This window comes from Bacillus nakamurai, assembly GCF_001584325.1.
GTDB lineage: Bacteria > Bacillota > Bacilli > Bacillales > Bacillaceae > Bacillus > Bacillus nakamurai.
In genome coordinates, this window is record NZ_LSAZ01000022.1 from 42,096 (window position 1) to 60,177 (window position 18,082).

At 43.6% G+C, this 18,082-nt stretch carries 20 protein-coding genes, 3 pseudogenes and 1 riboswitch; of the genes and pseudogenes, 14 read left to right on the forward strand and 9 right to left on the reverse strand.

Annotated features, from left to right (window positions below; translation table 11 throughout):
• The first annotated feature begins 82 nt into the window (after positions 1 to 82).
• The 3 genes from AXI59_RS11320 (at position 83) to pbuX (ending at position 3,796) form a co-directional block, all read left to right on the forward strand.
• Entirely contained in the window at positions 83 to 1,585 is a 1,503-nt protein-coding gene (locus tag AXI59_RS11320; protein ID WP_061528245.1) for a carboxypeptidase M32, read from the forward strand.
• Positions 1,586 to 1,717: 132 nt separating this feature from the next.
• Positions 1,718 to 1,817: riboswitch (purine riboswitch) on the forward strand.
• Between the two features lie 93 nt (positions 1,818 to 1,910).
• Entirely contained in the window at positions 1,911 to 2,495 is a 585-nt protein-coding gene (gene xpt / locus AXI59_RS11325) for a xanthine phosphoribosyltransferase (RefSeq protein ID WP_061528246.1), read from the forward strand.
• The gene (pbuX, locus tag AXI59_RS11330; protein WP_061528247.1) at positions 2,492 to 3,796 is read left to right on the forward strand and encodes a xanthine permease PbuX; all 1,305 of its coding nucleotides are present in this window, start codon (positions 2,492 to 2,494) and stop codon (positions 3,794 to 3,796) included. The genes xpt and pbuX overlap by 4 nt, the downstream gene beginning before the upstream one ends.
• A gap of 43 nt (positions 3,797 to 3,839) precedes the next feature.
• Here the strand turns inward: pbuX and AXI59_RS20735 are convergent.
• From AXI59_RS20735 to AXI59_RS11335, 3 genes and pseudogenes are all read right to left on the reverse strand, one after another.
• A pseudogene (locus AXI59_RS20735) lies at positions 3,840 to 3,971 on the reverse strand (site-specific integrase); the annotation flags it as partial.
• 312 nt (positions 3,972 to 4,283) lie between these two features.
• A pseudogene (locus tag AXI59_RS20885) lies at positions 4,284 to 4,550 on the reverse strand (transcriptional regulator).
• A 796-nt stretch (positions 4,551 to 5,346) separates the two neighbouring features.
• Complete coding sequence (locus AXI59_RS11335) at positions 5,347 to 5,697, reverse strand: Ig-like domain-containing protein (RefSeq protein ID WP_061528248.1); 351 nt, start codon at positions 5,695 to 5,697, stop codon at positions 5,347 to 5,349.
• Positions 5,698 to 6,742: 1,045 nt separating this feature from the next.
• Here AXI59_RS11335 and AXI59_RS11345 point away from each other — a divergent pair.
• The gene (locus AXI59_RS11345) at positions 6,743 to 7,051 is read left to right on the forward strand and encodes an MGMT family protein (protein ID WP_061521010.1); all 309 of its coding nucleotides are present in this window, start codon (positions 6,743 to 6,745) and stop codon (positions 7,049 to 7,051) included.
• Between the two features lie 43 nt (positions 7,052 to 7,094).
• Here AXI59_RS11345 and AXI59_RS20890 read toward each other — a convergent pair.
• Positions 7,095 to 7,733, reverse strand: a pseudogene (locus AXI59_RS20890) (GNAT family N-acetyltransferase).
• Positions 7,734 to 7,929: 196 nt separating this feature from the next.
• Between AXI59_RS20890 and AXI59_RS11355 the strand changes: the two are divergent.
• From AXI59_RS11355 to AXI59_RS11380, 7 genes are all read left to right on the forward strand, one after another.
• On the forward strand, positions 7,930 to 9,027 hold the full coding sequence (locus AXI59_RS11355) for a type III polyketide synthase (RefSeq protein ID WP_061528249.1): 1,098 nt from the start codon (positions 7,930 to 7,932) through the stop codon (positions 9,025 to 9,027).
• A gap of 2 nt (positions 9,028 to 9,029) precedes the next feature.
• Complete coding sequence (locus AXI59_RS11360; protein WP_061528250.1) at positions 9,030 to 9,536, forward strand: isoprenylcysteine carboxyl methyltransferase family protein; 507 nt, start codon at positions 9,030 to 9,032, stop codon at positions 9,534 to 9,536.
• Positions 9,537 to 9,609: 73 nt separating this feature from the next.
• The gene (fbpC, locus tag AXI59_RS19780; protein ID WP_025284905.1) at positions 9,610 to 9,705 is read left to right on the forward strand and encodes a Fur-regulated basic protein FbpC; all 96 of its coding nucleotides are present in this window, start codon (positions 9,610 to 9,612) and stop codon (positions 9,703 to 9,705) included.
• Positions 9,706 to 9,881: 176 nt separating this feature from the next.
• Positions 9,882 to 13,466: a dynamin GTPase gene (gene dynA / locus AXI59_RS11370; protein ID WP_061528251.1), complete on the forward strand. Its 3,585-nt coding sequence runs from the start codon at positions 9,882 to 9,884 to the stop codon at positions 13,464 to 13,466.
• A 64-nt stretch (positions 13,467 to 13,530) separates the two neighbouring features.
• The gene (locus AXI59_RS11375; protein WP_061521014.1) at positions 13,531 to 13,788 is read left to right on the forward strand and encodes a YpbS family protein; all 258 of its coding nucleotides are present in this window, start codon (positions 13,531 to 13,533) and stop codon (positions 13,786 to 13,788) included.
• A 75-nt stretch (positions 13,789 to 13,863) separates the two neighbouring features.
• Entirely contained in the window at positions 13,864 to 14,007 is a 144-nt protein-coding gene (locus AXI59_RS19785) for a hypothetical protein (protein WP_156476271.1), read from the forward strand.
• 95 nt (positions 14,008 to 14,102) lie between these two features.
• Entirely contained in the window at positions 14,103 to 14,993 is an 891-nt protein-coding gene (locus AXI59_RS11380) for a 5'-3' exonuclease (RefSeq protein ID WP_061521015.1), read from the forward strand.
• Positions 14,994 to 15,000: 7 nt separating this feature from the next.
• Here AXI59_RS11380 and sspL read toward each other — a convergent pair whose 3' ends face one another.
• The 3 genes from sspL to AXI59_RS11395 are packed head-to-tail and all read right to left on the reverse strand — an operon-like array spanning position 15,001 to position 16,261.
• The gene (sspL, locus tag AXI59_RS11385; RefSeq protein WP_061521016.1) at positions 15,001 to 15,129 is read right to left on the reverse strand and encodes a small, acid-soluble spore protein L; all 129 of its coding nucleotides are present in this window, start codon (positions 15,127 to 15,129) and stop codon (positions 15,001 to 15,003) included.
• A gap of 52 nt (positions 15,130 to 15,181) precedes the next feature.
• Positions 15,182 to 15,574 carry a reverse transcriptase-like protein gene (locus tag AXI59_RS11390; protein WP_061528252.1) on the reverse strand — a complete coding sequence of 131 codons (393 nt, stop codon included), beginning with the start codon at positions 15,572 to 15,574 and terminating at the stop codon, positions 15,182 to 15,184.
• 6 nt (positions 15,575 to 15,580) lie between these two features.
• Positions 15,581 to 16,261 (reverse strand): queuosine precursor transporter, encoded by a 681-nt coding sequence (locus AXI59_RS11395; protein WP_061528253.1) that lies wholly within the window; start codon positions 16,259 to 16,261, stop codon positions 15,581 to 15,583.
• Between the two features lie 81 nt (positions 16,262 to 16,342).
• Between AXI59_RS11395 and AXI59_RS11400 the strand changes: the two genes are divergently transcribed.
• Both AXI59_RS11400 and AXI59_RS11405 read left to right on the forward strand, forming a co-directional pair.
• Positions 16,343 to 17,014, forward strand: a complete 672-nt coding sequence (locus tag AXI59_RS11400; RefSeq protein ID WP_061528254.1) for a ribonuclease H family protein — start codon at positions 16,343 to 16,345, stop codon at positions 17,012 to 17,014.
• A 2-nt stretch (positions 17,015 to 17,016) separates the two neighbouring features.
• The gene (locus AXI59_RS11405) at positions 17,017 to 17,199 is read left to right on the forward strand and encodes a zinc-finger domain-containing protein (RefSeq protein WP_061521020.1); all 183 of its coding nucleotides are present in this window, start codon (positions 17,017 to 17,019) and stop codon (positions 17,197 to 17,199) included.
• Between the two features lie 26 nt (positions 17,200 to 17,225).
• Here AXI59_RS11405 and AXI59_RS11410 read toward each other — a convergent pair whose 3' ends face one another.
• A complete protein-coding gene (locus tag AXI59_RS11410; protein ID WP_061521021.1) occupies positions 17,226 to 17,483 on the reverse strand; it encodes a DUF2564 family protein in 258 nt (85 codons plus the stop codon).
• A gap of 156 nt (positions 17,484 to 17,639) precedes the next feature.
• On the opposite strand from AXI59_RS11410, the gene AXI59_RS11415 reads away from it, so the two are divergent.
• Positions 17,640 to 17,822, forward strand: coding sequence for a hypothetical protein (locus AXI59_RS11415; RefSeq protein WP_061521022.1), 183 nt, complete (start codon positions 17,640 to 17,642; stop codon positions 17,820 to 17,822).
• 51 nt (positions 17,823 to 17,873) lie between these two features.
• Here AXI59_RS11415 and cspD read toward each other — a convergent pair whose 3' ends face one another.
• Positions 17,874 to 18,074 carry a cold-shock protein CspD gene (gene cspD, locus AXI59_RS11420; protein ID WP_003153604.1) on the reverse strand — a complete coding sequence of 67 codons (201 nt, stop codon included), beginning with the start codon at positions 18,072 to 18,074 and terminating at the stop codon, positions 17,874 to 17,876.
• Positions 18,075 to 18,082 lie beyond the last annotated feature (8 nt).

An 18,082-nucleotide genomic window follows, 5' to 3' on the forward strand; every position in this document is an offset into this window, starting at 1 on the left:
GGCATTCTTTTTTACAACGAGTTGACTTTCTCCCTGCCTTCAATTAGCCTGTAATTGATAGTGAAAAGGGGAGGGAACGAATATGGATTTACATACATATGAAAAAGAGTTTTTTGACCTGTTAAAAAGAATATCACACTATGAGGAAGCGGCTGCCCTTATGCATTGGGACTCAAGGACGGGAGCGCCGAAAAGAGGCTCTGATGACCGCGCTGAAAGCATCGGGCAGCTGTCATCGGATATATTTAAGATACAGACATCAGACCGGATGAAAGAGCTGCTGGACATCCTTCTTGAGCATGCTGAAAAGCTGCCTGAGGATACAGTAAAAGCTGCAGAGCTGGCAAAAAAAGACTATGATCATAATAAAAAAATCCCCGAGGAAGAATATAAACAATATGTCATTTTGACGTCAAAGGCTGAGACGGCATGGGAGGACGCGAGAGCAGCGTCTGATTTCTCCGGATTTTCTCCGTACCTTAAAAAGCTGATCGATTATAATAAAAAGTTTATTTCCTATTGGGGGTATAAAGATCACCCGTATGACGCGCTGCTGGATATGTTTGAGCCGGGAGTTACGGTAAAGGTGCTTGATCAGCTGTTTTCTGAGTTGAAGGATGCGATTATTCCGCTTGTCCGCAAAGTGACGGCTTCAACGAGCAAACCGGATACCGGCTTTATCACAAAAACGTTTCCAAAGGATAACCAAACAGAGCTCTGTCTCTATTTCTTAAAAGAGCTCGGGTATGAATTTGACGGCGGCCGTCTGGATGAAACGGTGCATCCGTTTATGACGACGATAAACCGGGGCGATGTGCGGGTGACGACGAGATATGATGAAAACGATTTCCGCACCGCGATTTTCGGAACGATTCACGAATGCGGCCATGCCATCTATGAGCAGAATATTGACGAAGCCCTGAGCGGGACGAATTTATCTGACGGGGCATCCATGGGAATCCATGAATCCCAATCCCTATTTTATGAAAACTTTATCGCCAGAAACGAACATTTCTGGACCGCCTATTATCAAAAAATGATTGACGCTTCGCCAGAACAATTTCAAGATGTGAAAAGAGAGGATTTTGTCCGCGCCGTAAACGAGGTAAAGCCGTCCTTCATCCGAATTGAAGCAGATGAGCTGACGTACCCGCTTCATATCATTATCCGTTATGAAATTGAAAAAGCGATTTTCAGCAACGAAGTATCCGTGGAAGAGCTGCCTGCTTTGTGGAATCAAAAATACCAAGATTATTTAGGCATTACGCCGCCTTCTGATGCAAAAGGTATTTTACAGGATGTTCATTGGGCCGGCGGTGATTTCGGATATTTTCCTTCCTATGCGCTCGGATATATGTATGCGGCCCAGCTGAAACATAAAATGCTTGAAGATCTGCCCGAATTCGATCAGCTAATTGAAAGAGGAGATTTTGAGCCTGTCAAACAGTGGCTGACAGAAAACGTTCATGTTCACGGAAGACGAAAACTGCCGCTGGATATTATTAAAGATGCAACGGGAGAAGAGCTGAACGTTCGTTATCTCATTCAATATCTCGTTGACAAATATTCGAATCTGTACTTGTGATGAAAACGCCCGGCTATACCGGGCGTTTTTCTAAATATTCTAAAAAGACGAATGATATTCTTTGAAACGTTGTAAAAGTTCGGAAATATACAAATTTCTCTATGCAAACGAATCGAACCTTGATATAATTTGAATTAATATCATATCAACACTCATATAATCGCGTGGATATGGCACGCAAGTTTCTACCGGTCACCGTAAATGTCCGACTATGAGTGAGCAATGAGACGGCTTTTTCAGGCCGTTACGTGTGGATATTTTGCATTGCTTGCTCTATTTAAGAGCGGGTAATGCTTTTTTTATTTTATAAGCGGGGGTATTTATTGTGGAAGTATTAAAACGAAAAATAGAAGAAGAAGGAATTGTTCTGTCTGATCAAGTGCTCAAAGTTGATTCTTTTTTAAACCATCAAATTGACCCGGATCTTATGCAGCAGATCGGCAAAGAATTTGCGCGCCGCTTTGAACAAGACGGCATTACAAAAATCGTGACAATCGAATCATCAGGTATCGCCCCGGCGGTCATGGCCGGGCTTGAACTCGGGGTTCCTGTCATCTTTGCGAGAAAACGGAAATCTCTGACCTTAACGGATGATCTCTTAACGGCTTCCGTATATTCTTTCACGAAAAAAACAGAAAGCCAAATTGCCGTATCAGGAAGTCATCTCTCAAAAGAAGACCGTATCTTAATCATTGACGACTTTTTAGCTAACGGCCAGGCGGCAGAAGGCCTGCTGTCTATCGTCAACCAAGCGGGAGCAGCGGTTTGCGGACTTGGCATCGTGATTGAAAAGTCGTTTCAGCCGGGAAGAGATGAGCTTGTGAAAAAGGGCTGCCGCGTGGAGTCATTGGCAAGAATTCAATCGCTTAAGGACGGAAAAGTGACATTTGTACAGGAGGTCCGTTCATGAAAAACGGCTATGCCAAAACTCTGTCGCTAGGTATCCAGCATGTGCTTGCGATGTATGCCGGCGCCGTTGTTGTACCTTTAATTGTAGGGGCGGCGCTTGGGCTGAACGCCAAACAGCTGACTTACCTCGTATCAATTGATATTTTTATGTGCGGAGCGGCCACGCTGCTTCAAGTATGGAGAAACAAGTTTTTTGGCATTGGACTTCCCGTTGTGCTCGGATGCACGTTCACTGCGGTATCGCCAATTATTTCCATCGGTAAGGAATACGGTATTTCGGCCATTTACGGAAGCATTCTGGCATCCGGGCTGCTCGTCATTCTTCTTTCTTTTTTCTTTGGCAAGCTTGTCGCATTTTTTCCTCCTGTGGTCACGGGGTCTGTCGTAACCATCATCGGCATGACGCTGATGCCGGTTGCGATGAACCATATCGCCGGCGGTGAGGGGAGCAAGGATTTCGGTGATCCCGTTAATCTCGCGCTCGGATTTATCGTGCTTGTCATCATTGTTTTATTATATCGGTTTACAAAAGGCTTCTTTAAATCAATTTCTATTTTAATCGGCATTTTAATCGGGACAGCCATTGCGTATTTCATGGGAAAAGTGCAATTTGATAATGTCGCGAACGCGGATGCGATTCAAATGATCAAACCGTTTTACTTCGGTGCGCCGACGTTCCATGCAGCGCCTATCGTCACCATGTCAATCGTTGCGATTGTCAGCCTTGTCGAATCAACGGGTGTTTATTTCGCTCTGGGCGATTTGACAAACCGTCGCCTGTCTGAACGGGACTTAGCCAAAGGCTACCGCGCTGAAGGCCTGGCGGTATTTGTGAGCGGCATTTTCAACGCATTTCCGTACACAGCCTATTCCCAAAACGTCGGCCTGGTTCAGTTAACAGGAATTAAGAAAAACTCAGTCATCGTTGTGACCGGAGCTCTCTTAATGCTCTTCGGACTTTTCCCGAAAATCGCCGCATTCACCACAATCATCCCGTCGGCGGTATTAGGCGGGGCCATGGTCGCGATGTTCGGCATGGTCATTTCCTACGGCATAAAAATGCTCAGCCAAATTGATTTTAAAAAGCAGGAAAACCTCTTAATCGTTGCCTGTTCGGTCGGCTTGGGGCTCGGCGTAACCGTCGTTCCCGACATGTTCAAGCATCTGCCGTCTTATCTAAACCTGCTGACCACAAACGGAATCGTCGCCGGAAGCTTTACCGCCGTGCTGTTAAACATTGTTTATAATATGATTCCTAAAACGAAAAAAACCCTTGATGTGACAAGGGTTCAAGAGGGTTAGTCAGTCATTTTTCTTGGAAAAATAACATTTTAATAACATTTATTTATGAAATCCCGAGATCGAGGATGCTTCCGAAAGTTTGCTGGACTTTTTGTGAAGCATCCTCTTTCATTTTATTCGTAACATGAGTATAGATTTTCATTGTCGTTTTCACATCATCGTGGCCGACTCTTTTGGGAGATATGGGTAACCGTTTTCTCTGGTTTTTATGATGCTAAAATATGTCGAACAGGCAGCAGTGTATTGAAAGTACTTAAGCAATATATACCGGTTCTTGTAGCTCGTTCAGATTTAAAGATGATTGGTGATGAAACAATCATTGCAAAAAAACGCAATAAAACAAATAGCTGGTTCGCAATAGCGGTGGTTGAGGTATTTATTTTGCCCTCGGCGTCTTACCAGAGTTGATCGAGGGTTAAGCACGCTCACCACTATTCGAATTCGGTAGGCGTGGAACAAAAAAGGGAATCTTCACCCCCCTCTTTAATCAGCTTTTATAGTAGGCTGTCCAAGTACCTTCAGCGCCATGAAAATTGATGATATCTAGATAATATGTTGCCCCGTTTCGGGCTAATAAGAAGGATAACTTGGCCCTGAACTATTAAGCACGATAGTCGCTAAAGCAGATACTTCCTTCTTTGTGCTTTTTTCAGAATGAGTACTAGCAGGGCTTGCAGCAAAAGCAGGAGCTGCAGAAACAAGTAGAGCAAGAGACAAGGCTGGAACCAGTTAAGACTTTTTCATTTTTAAACACTCCTTTTGTATTATTTCATAGAGTGTTATAAATTCACTTGTGAATTTATGCTAACTTTTTGTGAGCGATCAATTAAGCCTTTATTTATGTTAGAGAGATTATTAGCGCTCAGAATATTTTTTCTGATAAAGGGATGGAGATTCTAATTTTATTTTCAGTACGAATAGGCCGCAAGATCACGGCTGCGGGGTTCTTCCGGGAATTGATAAGTAATGAAGAAGAGAAGGTGATTGTAGCTGGCGTGGGGCGAATCGGTGGACATTTGAACCCGATGTGAGTTGTAGAGTGGCTCATGTGGTTCCCAAACGGGTGAACAGAAGTAGGACAGCACTAGGAAATGCTGTTGTCCTTAACGATTTATCCAATATTCAAATCGATTATGGAGCAAGGAGCGGCTATGCCCAAAGCAGAGCAAGACATAAACGAATTGATTAAACTTCTCTCAAGCTTTGATCGGAGATCTTTTTACTGCAAGGCAAAAGAAGGGGTTGCTATTCTTTGTGGATGATTACACAGGTAAAGACGTTTTTCGGTAACAATTAGGCTGCAAAGCAAAAGGTTTTTCATATGGCGGGAATGTGTGGGAGCTATTAATAGAATTTAGACGTTTCAGCATAACAGGTAAATGCGACAATTTAAGTAAGAGACTATAAAGAAGTTGGGTTCATTGAAAGTGTTGATTACCCTTATAGCTTGAGAGAATGAATAGTAAACGATCGAATACCACTCCCCGGGCTGTGACTACACAAAATTTGATATAGAAATCCGCCCAAACTTTATTTGGGCGGATAAAGGATTACCAAACCGTTACAAAGACTTGTCCAAATACTGCAGTACCTTTGAATAAAGTGATTGTAGCTTTCCCTGGTGCATGAGCTGTTACTAAGCCATTATCATCTACTGTAGCAACTGCTTTTTTATCTGACCAATAACGAGTAGCTGAATTATTTTTAACAGAATACGTTTCTCCAACACTCAATGGCAAATTGTAGTCTTGAATCTTTATAACATGGGAAGGAGAAATAGAAATATTATTTACGTTTGAAACAGGCGAAGTATTTACCTCTTTTGCGGATGCTACTCCACTCACCGACAAAGCTAATACAGAAATTGATAAAGCAGAAACAACAGTTTTCTTGAAGTTCATTTTTAAACACTCCTTTAAGTTTTTTGGTGGTGCAATATAATAATTCAAGTAATAGTTAATATTTCCCTTGTAAATAATTGTTAATTATTTGTGTACAAATGAAGATGGGAATATATCTAAACTATATGAGTCAAGACAGAAAGCCTGTGGATACTGACGTGATGCAATCAAAAAATTCTTGTAAGAAGAAATACTCGAGTGAAGATCTTGAAATACTGACTTTTTCCGCAAATACCTGAATCAAAAGCGGTGAATTAGACCTAAATGCCGAGGGATAGGCTTTTTTGAAAGGGAATATTTTGGATTTTCAAAAACATAGAAGGAAATGAGCAACCCATTTTTAAAAATTACTAGACAGCTCAAAAATTTTACTTTTTATTCTATTCGTCATTGTCTTGATAAAGACTCTAACAATTTAGATGTTCTGGAAATCATTACAATGGTATTGGCTCTGATATGGCCGATAATAATCTTTGTTAATTTAATCCTTAAATAGAATAACATAAAAAATAACTAAGTTTATTTTGAAAGCATTGCCGAGCTAAGGGGTTTTAAGGGTAAAGAAGTAATAATGACATCTGAAGCTATTGAGTTTATCGGATGAAGCTGGCTGATCACAAAACATTGAATCCGATTAAAACAACAAATAGAGCTCGCCTATTCTTGAGAAAAGATCTGGAAGGCTATAAAAAGAAACGTTAATCACACCCTTTTGCTGAGGGTGCTTTTTGGTTTTGTCTTACGATTGTCACCTAGTTCAACTTTCGTTCGACAAATTATGCGAAAGATTCCTTTGTCACGCTCTTCTTTAACTGATAATAAGGTAAGAGGAGAATCAGGAACCAGAATTAGGATATTCCTAAAACTAAAAACCTGAACTTCAGACAGCTTTCTGACCCTGTCGAGGCGAGGATTTTTGTTTGAATCAATCAGGAAATCAGCACCCATATGACTTTTCCCTCAAAACTGTTGTAATATAAAATACAAAAAGAAGCAGAAAAGGCCGCTTTTCTAGCTACCGGTATTGCAAGAAATGAGGGTTTCCATGACATTTACGGAACAGGCATTAGCCATTATAAAACAAATACCTGAAGGAAAAGTCATGACTTATGGACAAATTGCCGGTCTTTCCGGAAGTCCGCGGGGCGCAAGACAGGTTGTGATCATTCTTCACTCAATGAGTAAAAAGCACCGCCTTCCTTGGCACAGGGTCATTAATGCAAAAGGTGAAATCGGATTTAAAGACGAAGAGATGTATTTTGTGCAAAAGCTGTCCCTTGAGGCAGAGGGGGTAGCCGTCACTCCAGATGGACGAATCGACCTCAATTTGTATTTATATGAGCCGGAAATTTAAAGAAACCTGCCGTACATCGGCAGGTTTTTCAGTTAAATTCGCTTCATTCCTTCTCCAGCCGCTCAGAAAGTTGCTGCCGGACCTCAGGCCATTTCTCAAGAAGAATGGAATAATAAGCGATATCTCTAAGCCGCCGTCAACAGCCGGAATAAGTGCTCTGCGGATTCCTGCAAATTGGGCGCCGATTCGCTGTATCGCTGATCGGGAGCGTTGATTGCGGGCGTCAGTCTTCAGCGTAACTCTGACGGCATTCCACACTTCAAATGCATGGGTCAGCACCAGAAGTTTACACTCCGTATGGACACCGGTTCGCTGAACTGAAGAAGCATACCAGGTGCTGCCTATCTCAACAGCTGTCGGCGGGTTTGACCGTTGGTGCAGTAACGGGCGCAATACCCGACGGCCAAGAGAACACCTCGAGATCATGAATTCTTGTGCTTCCGATAATACGGTCTGTTTCGATGTGGCGCACCGCAAATGGGAGTGCACTTGCACTGCTTTTAGAATAGGCTGTAAGAGCACGATCAATATACCGCTTCGTTTCTTCGATACCGTCTGGAACCTTAGCATAAACATAAGTTGACCCGTTTTCCGAGGCGGCTTTACAGAGATCATGGACATGGTCACTTGTCATTAGTACTAAACGGATGAGAGAACAGTGTAGAGTCACAGGCGTTAGCATGATAACACAACTTTTTTCATTATGAGTCAGAGAGTTTGTGTTAAGTGTAATAGACAGGTTTATGTTTTAAAGGAGACAATTTTCAAAAAGATCAGGTCAGATAAACCGCTCCATTATGTCTCTGGCACTATTCACAAAAAAACTTGCATACAATCCGGAAAAATGCGGAAACCTTTGATGTAAAGAGGTGATGGGCATGGCATATGTGTTATCGGTCGGCACCAGCATTCCGGAGTATCATGTCTCGCAAGAAACAGCGGCAGATTTTGCAAGGGGGATGTTTGCACATTCATTTAAGGACATTGACCGGCTGCTGAAAGCCTTTCAAAACGGCGAAATTGAATCAAGGCAGTTTGTCAGGCCGATTGAATGGTATGAGACAGCGAGAAGTTTTTCAGAGAAAAACCTGCTCTATGTGGAAGAAACCGTAAGGCACAGTGTACGGGCGGCAGCTGAGTGCTTAACAAATCCGCAATTTTTGAAAAATCACATCCCATATGAAGAAGTAGATGCGATCTTTTTTATTTCCAGTACCGGGCTGTCTACACCGAGTATTGAAGCGAAGGTAATGAATAAGCTGCCGTTTTCTCCTAAGACAAAACGGATTCCGATATGGGGGTTGGGATGCGCAGGAGGAGCCAGCGGGCTTTCCCGGGCGTTTGAATACTGCCGCGCTTATCCCGAATCGTATGTGCTCGTTATTGCGGCTGAGCTTTGCAGTTTAACGTTTCAGCCGGAGGACAAGTCAAAAAGCAATTTAATAGGAACCTCCCTTTTTGCCGATGGGATCGCCGCTGCGTTAATCGGTGGGGAGAAGGCGAGCCGGAAAGACGTCAAACAGCCGCTTGTCCCGCGTATATTTGCTTCTCAATCCGTTATGATGCCGGATGCGGAAGATGTCATGGGCTGGGACTTTACCGATAGCGGGTTTAACGTCATTTTTTCAAGAGACATCCCCACACTTGTTTCAAATTGGTTAAAAGACAATGTGGATACATTTTTAACTGAACAAGGGATCATGTATCACGATATTAAAACCTTTCTCGCTCATCCCGGCGGAAAAAAGGTCATTGATGCCTATTTAACGAGCCTTTCAATGGAGGCGCATCAGCTCGCTGCATCGCAAACCATTTTGCGAAGGCACGGCAACATGTCCTCGGCAACCATTTTTTATGTCATAAAAGAACAGCTTTTACACGGACAGCAGAAAGAAAACGAAAAAGGACTGATCGGTGCGCTCGGGCCGGGTTTTTCATCTGAGCTTTTGCTGTTCAGCTGGAAAAAGGGGGCATAGCCATGTTTTGGCTGTTTATTTTGTTGTTAGCCGCACAGCGGATTGCGGAAATGGCTGTTGCCCGGCAGAATGAACGCAAGGTGAAAAAACAAGGCGCCATTGAATACGGAGAAGGTCATTATCCCTTTCTCGTCTTGATGCATGTTCTCTTCTTTGTCTTCCTTATAGGTGAAGTGTCAGTGCTTCATAAACAACCTTCACACTGGTGGGCTGCCATTGCAGCAATCATTTTATTTGTGCAGGGCATCAGATATTGGGCGCTTTTATCGTTAGGCCGCTATTGGAATACGAAAATTCTCGTTGTGCCGGATGCCGTGCTGGTCAAAAGGGGGCCGTACAAGTGGATGAAGCACCCGAACTATGCAGTCGTCGTCTTAGAGTTTATTTTTTTGCCGCTTTTATACGGGGCATATTGGACGCTTTTTATTTTTTCTATTTTAAATGCCGCCATGCTCACTGTGCGGATTCGCGCTGAAGAAAAGGCACTAGAAGAAAACACGGTAAAATAGAGATTGAAAATCATTCTCACCCATGATAAGATATAAATATGAAAATGATTCTCATTCAAGGTGGTGCCGAAAAATGACGATGTTATTTTTATTTGCAGCCGTTTGTACATACAGCGTGTTAATTGGTTTCGTGCTGAAAAAAGTTTCTAATAAATCGATGTCTTCTTAACATCTGCGTTTTTTGCTGCCGCAGGTGTTTTCTTTTATAAGCTGCCGATAACGGCGGCTTTTTTGCTGTTTCTGAAGAAAAATGAGCCATTCTTGTGTAAAATGGGAGAGAGGTTTTTTTCAGAGCTTTCTAAAAACGATAACGTCATTTGATGCGACACAAAGGGGTAAAGACACATGACAGAAGAACGCCATAACGAGGAGATTTTCAGCAGAACGGGAGCCTTATATGAACAATTACTGGACAATCACGATGAAAAAAGAGCCAATCAGCTAGCGGCAATCATGAAAAAAGCGGCTGATGAAGAGGTCTACATCGCATTTACGGGGCACTATTCTGCCGGGAAATCCTCCTTATTAAACACATTGCTGGGTGAAGACATTTTGCCGACAAGCCCGATTCCGACTAGCGCCAACCTGGTTGTCATCAGAAACGGGGAAAACAGAGTCGTCCTTCATACGACCGACGGGGCTTATGCTGAAATAAAAGGCAGTTATGATAAAGAAGAAGTGCAGCGGTTCTGCAAAGACGGCGATCAAATTGAGACGGTTGAAGTGTTTGCTCCGTATAAAGAAGCGGAGCCTTATGTCGCTTATATTGATACACCGGGAATTGATTCGACGGATGAAGCGCATTTCTTATCCGCGGCGTCCATTCTTCATCAGGCCGACGCTTTATTTTATGTCGTCCATTATAACCACGTCCATTCAGAAGAAAATGTTATGTTTCTCAGATCAATCAAAGACCGGATTCCGAATCTGTTCCTGATCGTCAATCAAATTGATCGCCATGATGAAACGGAAACAAGGTTTGAAGATTACCGGGAGCAGGTTGAAAATATGCTTGAAGGGGAAGGGATACCGAAGGAGTCGCTTTTCTTTACGTCGGTAACGGAGCCTGATCATCCTTTAAACGGGCTCGAAAATCTGAAAACACACTTAAAGCAGCTGAATCGGGAGGCAAAAGCAAATCTTCGGCCCTTAACCGAACAAAAAATTGCTCACTTAGTTAAAGAGCATACAGACATGCTTGAAAAAGATGCAAAGAGCGGCGCTGTCTCAGAGCATTTTGACAAACAAGACGAGCTCGTCCGTTCATTACAACAGAAGCTTGAGAAAACATCCCGGCAGGCCGAAGAAGCGGAACGTGACATCAAAACAGAGGTGCAGAACATATTACAAAATGCAAATCTGACACCGTTTGAGATGCGTGAGCTGGCATCAGCGTATTTAGAATCGCAGCAGCCATCCTTTAAAACCGGTTTTTTCTTTTCGAAGGCAAAAACGGCGGCGGAAAAAGAAAAGAGACAGACGGAATTTTTTGCAGCCATCCGAAAAAGAACGGAAGGAGAAGCCGATTGGCATATCATTGATACATTCAGCAAAGTGGCCAAACGATATGAAGCGGATTCTGACGACCTGATCATGAAAATCCAGGCCTACCGCACACCGCTTTCTGAAGACATCATGAAGCGTGCGGTCAAGCAGGGGGCTGCGTTTTCAGCCGAATATGTATTGACTTATACGAAAGATCTTGCAGACATGATCCGAAGAGAAGCTAAAAGACGGACAGCAGAGCTCGCTGAGGAGCTGACTGCTTACATCCGGGCAAAAAACAACCCGCGTGCAGAAGATCTGCAAAAGCAAATAACAGAAGAATGGAAAACCCGGGAGGAGCTCGCTCAAGCTGCGGAAGAAGAAAGACATGCCGAGGAAAAAGCAGCCCGCGTCCGCGCCCTGTGGGAACAGAAGGGGCCGGCCGGCTATAAAGGAAGCCGGGATTGGTTTACACAGAAAAAACGCGCTGTGTCGGCCCCGGTTCAAAAGCAAGAACCTGAGCAGCCGGTGCCGCTTGAAGACATCAATCCTGAAAAAAGTGAGCTGAAAGAATTGCCTCTAAAAGAGCAAGTGCAACGGTTTTATCAGCTCACAGGCATTCTTGAATCGTCAAGCATGCTGGCAAAACAGGCAGCAGCATTTCAAAGCAGAATTAAACGGCTTGAAAACCGCCAGTTCACATTGGCGTTATTCGGCGGGTTCAGCTCAGGAAAATCATCGTTTGCCAATGCGCTGATCGGTGAACATGTGCTCCCGTCTTCACCGACGCCGACGACGGCCACCATTAATAAAATCACAAAGCCGCAAAACGGAAAAAAACATAAAATAGCGGATATCATCTTTAAAACGGAAGAAGAGTTACACGCTGAGATGCTTCAGCTTACGGAGTTAAAGGAAGCTGATGTAAAGGGCCTGTCACTCAAGGAAAAATGGCAAAATGCCGTTAAAAAGGGAAAAGTCCCTCATGACCTCGTGCAAACGGTTCGTACGATTATAAAGGCGTATGATACGTATGAAGACCCGATCAGAAAGCAATTGACACTGACCGTTCCGGTTGAAGAATTGAAGCCTTACGTAGCGGAAGAATCAAGTGCCTGCGCCGTGAAAGAAGTAACGGTGTATTATGATTCACCCCTTACAGATAAAGGAATTACCATCGTTGATACACCAGGAGCGAGCAGTATGAACAAACGGCATACAGAGCTTGCTTTTCAATATATAAAAGATGCTGATGCCTTCTTTTATATGACGTACTATCAGCATTCCTTTTCAAAGGGAGACAGGTCTTTTTTAAGAAAACTGGGGCTCGTAAAAGAATCATTCGGCATGGACAAGATGTTTTTTGTCATTAATGCGTCCGACCTTGCCAAAACTGAAAGCGAGCTTGAGACGGTAAAAGACTATGTCCGCTCCGAGCTTCTCAAAGAAGGCATTCATCGCCCTAAGCTTTACCATGTATCAAGCAAAGAAGAGCTTGCCGGTAAAAAGGAGGCATATTATAACCGCTTTTCTGATGTAAAGGCGGGACTGGCCCGTTTTATAGAAGAAGATTTAATGAGAGCTTCTGCCGCTCAGCTGAAAACAGAGGCAAATAAATTGTGCGAAACGGTTGAACAGCTTCATGAATCGCTTTACCAATCAGCAGAAGAAAAAGAAAAGAAAAAACAGCGCCTGCAAGCTTCTTTTGAAAAAGCTCTCGCTGATATCTCAAAGCGCCGTACGTCTGAGGTGATCATCCGTAAGGTAATAAAAGATACGGAAGAACAGCTCTATCATATTAAACAGCGCCTGTCATTATATGCGAATGATATGCTGAAAACAGCCTTTCATCCGGGCCTTCAAAACGGGGAGTGGAAAGAAAACATAGCGGGGGCGCTAAAAGAAGCGTTAAATGAATTTCAGTTCGAATATATTCAAGAAATGAAAACACTCGACATCCGCATGACCGGTTTTATTGAAAGCCACGTCACTGAGGAATGGATGGAAGACTGCCGCAAGAAGCTTTTGGAAGACGGCTTCTTCTCCATTTATGTCAGCGGAGAAAATGAGTTTGCCATACAGCTGAAAGAGATAGCCCCTTATATCGAACCTTCAGAGTTTACGCGGCATTTGAAAGAAGTGAAATCGCCTAAGCAATTTTTTGAACAGAACGGAAAAGCGGCATTTACAGAAGGGCTGCGTCTGCACCTGCAAAAAGTTACAGAAAATTGGCTGAAGAAGGAAAGGGAAAGCCTTGTCGCACGTTATACAGAACATGTGAAGCAATTGCAAAAAGACATCGCGGACAAGAGCCTGTCTCAAATCAAAGAACAGCAGGACACTTACTTACAGGGGCTTACTGAAAGCGGCAGCGACGGCGAAATCGAACGCCTTTTCCAAGCCAGCAAGGCATGGAAAAACCAAGATGAAATGATGAAAATATAAAAATCCGGTTGGCTAGCATGTCAAGTCATGGTAGACTAAATGAAAAAAGCGAGATGAACGATCCATGTCAGAAGTCCATAAAGCAATTTCAGCACACTCCGCAAAACAGCATCATCACGTCAAGTCATTTGTAGAGCTTGAATATCAGCGTGAACAGGCCATTGATGAAGCCGTTCTCAAATGCAGACAAAATGAACCGTTCACGACGGATGCCATTAATGAAATTACCGCAAAAATGAACCAGCTGGCCAAAAAAGGCATTGTGCCGGCAAGACGTTTTGTGACTGAAGATATGGTAAAAGAATTCGTCAGCAAACAGTAATGGATGAACCTGTCGCGTGTCGCTGCGGCACTTGCGGCGCATACTATCAGTATCCGCTGTAAGGGGGGATTCTAAATGGGCAGGACGAAACTTGGAAACAGAAACGCTCAGCAAAATAATAATGCCAAAAAGAAAAACGGCTTTGGGCAGGGATTTGATTCCTATGCCGGCCGTGAAGCTGAAAAGCTGATGGCAAGCAATAAAAGACACGGGCAGTAGCCAGTGATGGCAGCATCTTCTATAAGAGAGGATGCTGTTTTTTTATGGCCCGTCTATGGTAAAATAGGAACATTGAATAAAAAGGGAGTTTCAATATGAACAACAATAAATTACTTCTCGTCGACGGCATGGCGCTTTTATTCCGCTCATTTTTCGCGACTGCCGTCCATCGCAATTTTATGATAAATGACAGCGGAATTCCGACAAACGGCGTCAACGGCTTTTTAAAACACCTCATTACGGCGGTCGACACCTTTCAGCCGACACATGTCGTCTGCTGCTGGGATATGGGAAGCAAAACATACCGCAATGACCTGTTTCAGGATTACAAAGCCAATCGAAGCGAGCCGCCGGCTGAGCTGCTTCCGCAATTTGATTTAGCGAAGGAAGCGGCAGCTGAACTTGGTATTTTAAATATCGGCATAAAAGGCTATGAAGCAGATGACTGTATCGGCACGCTTTCTGCCTTATTTTCGGGTGAAGCCGACATTACGATAGTAACGGGTGACAAAGATCTGCTTCAGCTGTTAAATGACGAAGTTAAAGTGGCGCTGCTTCAAAAGGGCATCGGTAATTATAAAGTGTATACGAAGGATGTATTCATGGAAGAAACGGGAGTCCCGCCTCAAGCGCTGATTGACATTAAGGCGCTGATGGGAGATACAAGCGACAACTATCCGGGCGTTAAGGGAATCGGAGAAAAAACGGCGTATAAGCTTATCCGTGAGTATGAAAACATTGACCGTTTATTGGAAAGTCTTTCTTTACTGCCGAAGGGCCAGCAAAGTAAAATTCAGCAAAGCTTAAAAGAGTTGGAGCTGTCCAGGCAGCTTGCTGAAATACATTGCGAAGTGCCGTTGGCCTGTACGCTTGAAGAAGCGTTTTTTACGCTGAAAATGGACGAGGCATCATTGATGCTCCGGCGCCATCAGATTAAAGGAATTGAAAGAATGCTCGAAAAGCTGAACGCCAGAGAGATCAGCTGATGATCCTCTAGCGTTTTGTATTGCTTTTTTTTGCCTTGTTTTCAAGGGCTGACTTTGGGTCCTTATGCGCGTTTCCTTCCATGTCTCCTTGAGGACTTACGCCGCCAGTAAGCCGGCCTTTATTTTCCTTTTTCATATGCTGTTCACCTCGTATTTAGGATGAACAGCCAGACACGATTTCATTCCTGTCATTCATTCAGCCGGATCGCTTTTTTTGCCAGCTGATCGGCTGTTTGGTTTTGTTTGCCGGGAATCCATTTAATAAAAAACAATGAGAATACAGCCTTTAACCGGATGATTTCATCAACAAACGGCTGGAATGCTTTGTTTTTTACTGCCTCAAGATCAGCGGCCCGCTCCACGATATCGGAATCCGTCCGGAAAGAGACGGATTCATATCCGCGTGCGGCGCACAGCTTCATTCCTTCAATTAAAGCAAGAAACTCAGCTTCCTGATTTGAATGGTGTCCGATCGGTATCGAAAAGGATTCTGTTTTTCCTTCATATTTAATGAAGATGCCGATGCCGGACGGTCCGGGATTTCCGGCGCTTGCACCGTCTACATAAATTTCAGCCGGCATAAAACATCACTCTCCGCGCGGTATCATTCGTTTTGCCGCATATGCATAAGGGACAGAAATCAATGATACCGCAAATTTAATAAGGTAAGTTGAAATAAAAATGCTGAACCAGACGCCCGCGGAATAAACACCAATAAAGGCCACTCCGGTAAAAATCAACGTATCCAGAAGCTGGCTGAGCGCCGTGCTTCCGCTGTTTCGCAGCCACAGGAGCCTGTCAGAAGGAAAGATTCGCCTGATGGCCGAATATACATAAACATCTATCGTTTGGCTGAAAATAAAGGCCAAGAGGCTTCCAAGCGCGATCCGCGGCAGAAAACCGAAAATGGTCTCAAGCGCCGGCTGCGCCATATCAGACGGCGCTGGCTTATACAAGAGAGCTCCCTGCATGGCGAATGTCAAAGCCAGAAGGGTGGAGAAACCGAGCCAAACGGCTTTTCGGGCTTCAGCAGGGCCATATTTTTCATTCAGCACATCGGTGGCGAAGAAAACGGTGCCGTACATGATATTTCCGAGTGTGGCCGTCAGCCCGAACAGCTCCACTGTTTTGACAACCTGTAAGTTGGCGCACACCGTGGCGAAACCGATCCATACAAATAGGCCCGTTTTGCCAAATCCTTTATAAAACAAAAGAACAATGATAAAATGAATGATCGCAAATAAGATCCATAATACGTCATTAAACAAAACCCGCTGACTTCCTTTCAAAAATAGAATGGTTTGATTATAGCACACGCCCGTCAACTAATGAATGGTAAGGTGATTTGAATGAATCTTAAGCCGTATATCACAATGGAAGCAAAAGGAACGGGACCCGTCTCATTTTTATCAGAGGATTGGCTGACTGTTCCAAAAGCGCGTATACTCGCAAGAGAAATCGGCCGCTTTCCATATATAAAAGACATACATTTTGAAGATGAAAAAGGTGCGAGCTGGACACTTAAGGAACTCGAAAAGCTCACTGAAGAGCTTTCTCATGAACCAGATGATATCACGGTGTACTTTGACGGCAGTTATGATAAACAGAGCCGTCAGGCCGGCCTGGGCCTCGTCGTGTATTATTCTCTCGGCGCCATACGGTACCGGTTAAGGAAAAACAAAAGCCTATTGCTCAATACGAACAATGAAGCTGAGTATGCGGCTCTTTACGAGGCGCTGAGGGAAGTGAAGGAACTTGGCGCAAGCAGGAACTCAATTACCATAAGGGGAGACTCGCTCGTCGTTTTGCATCAGCTTGACGGCAGTTGGCCGTGCTATGACGAAAGCCAAAACGAATGGCTGGATAAGATTGAAGCGCTGCTTGATTCCCTTAAGCTGACCCCGACATATGAAGCCATCAATCGAAAAGAAAATCAAGAAGCGGATGACCTGGCTAAAAAAATTCTTTTGGATCAACGGATTGAAAGCCGCATGACATTAGAAGGTAACGGAGATGACTGATATTGGATAAAAAAACCATTTTTAAAGAATTGACCGAGCTGCAGGATGAATATTGCAAGGATTGCTTTATTAAACAGCATTTTCGCAAGGAATTCGGAAAAACGCACGCCCATTCCTTTTGTATTAATCAATGTACAGTAGGGGAGAAGCTGAAAGCCTACGGGAAAGTGCTGACAAATCAATAAAAATAAAACCGCAGCTTTCTGCGGTTTTATTTTTTGAATTCATCAAGCTGATGCTGGCAATCGTCCAGAAGCATGCGCTGCTGCTGTAAAAAATCTTGGTCAAGAGCTTCCAATTCACTCGATTGTGACATCGTTCTTGCATCCTGAATCGCTTGGTAAGCAGAATCAACCAAGGTCGAATTTTGGCCCCGTGTAGCCGCGCCCGTTGTTTTCTGTGCGGTTTCCACCGCTAATTCAAGCTGGCGTTTATCAGTAAGTCCGTTTGGAAAAAATTCAGAATCCATAAAAAAACACCTCCGTGAATAGTTTGGAGATTTTTTTTAGAAATATGTACGGAAAATAGAAAACAATGCTAAAATAAGCCGATATAACTATTGAACCTGAATAATTAGGTCCTATTTACTATTCGGGCTATCTTGGTATAGAAGGGAAATACAGCCGTGAATGATAAAGACTTAAAAACCATCCTTCAGCAGACGTTTAAAGAAATATACGGTGATTTGGGAAGCTTAGCGACAATGGCGAAAAAAGGAATGCCGTCAATGGAGAAACAGATCGAAGAGATCGAACAGCGGTGCAAGCAGAATCTTGTAGCCATCGAGATTCAGACAGCAATCAAATAGGAGAGGCATACGCCTCTCCTCTATTTGTCATCTAATCAACATGTATTGAGTTTAGAGTTTTACAACATTAGAAGCTTGAGGTCCACGATTACCTTCGACAATTTCAAAAGAAACTTCTTGTCCTTCTTCTAATGATTTGTATCCTTCTCCTTCGATAGCAGTGAAGTGAACAAATACGTCGTCTCCGCCTTCAACTTCGATGAAGCCGAATCCTTTTTCATTATTGAACCATTTTACTTTACCGTTTTGCATATTGCTTA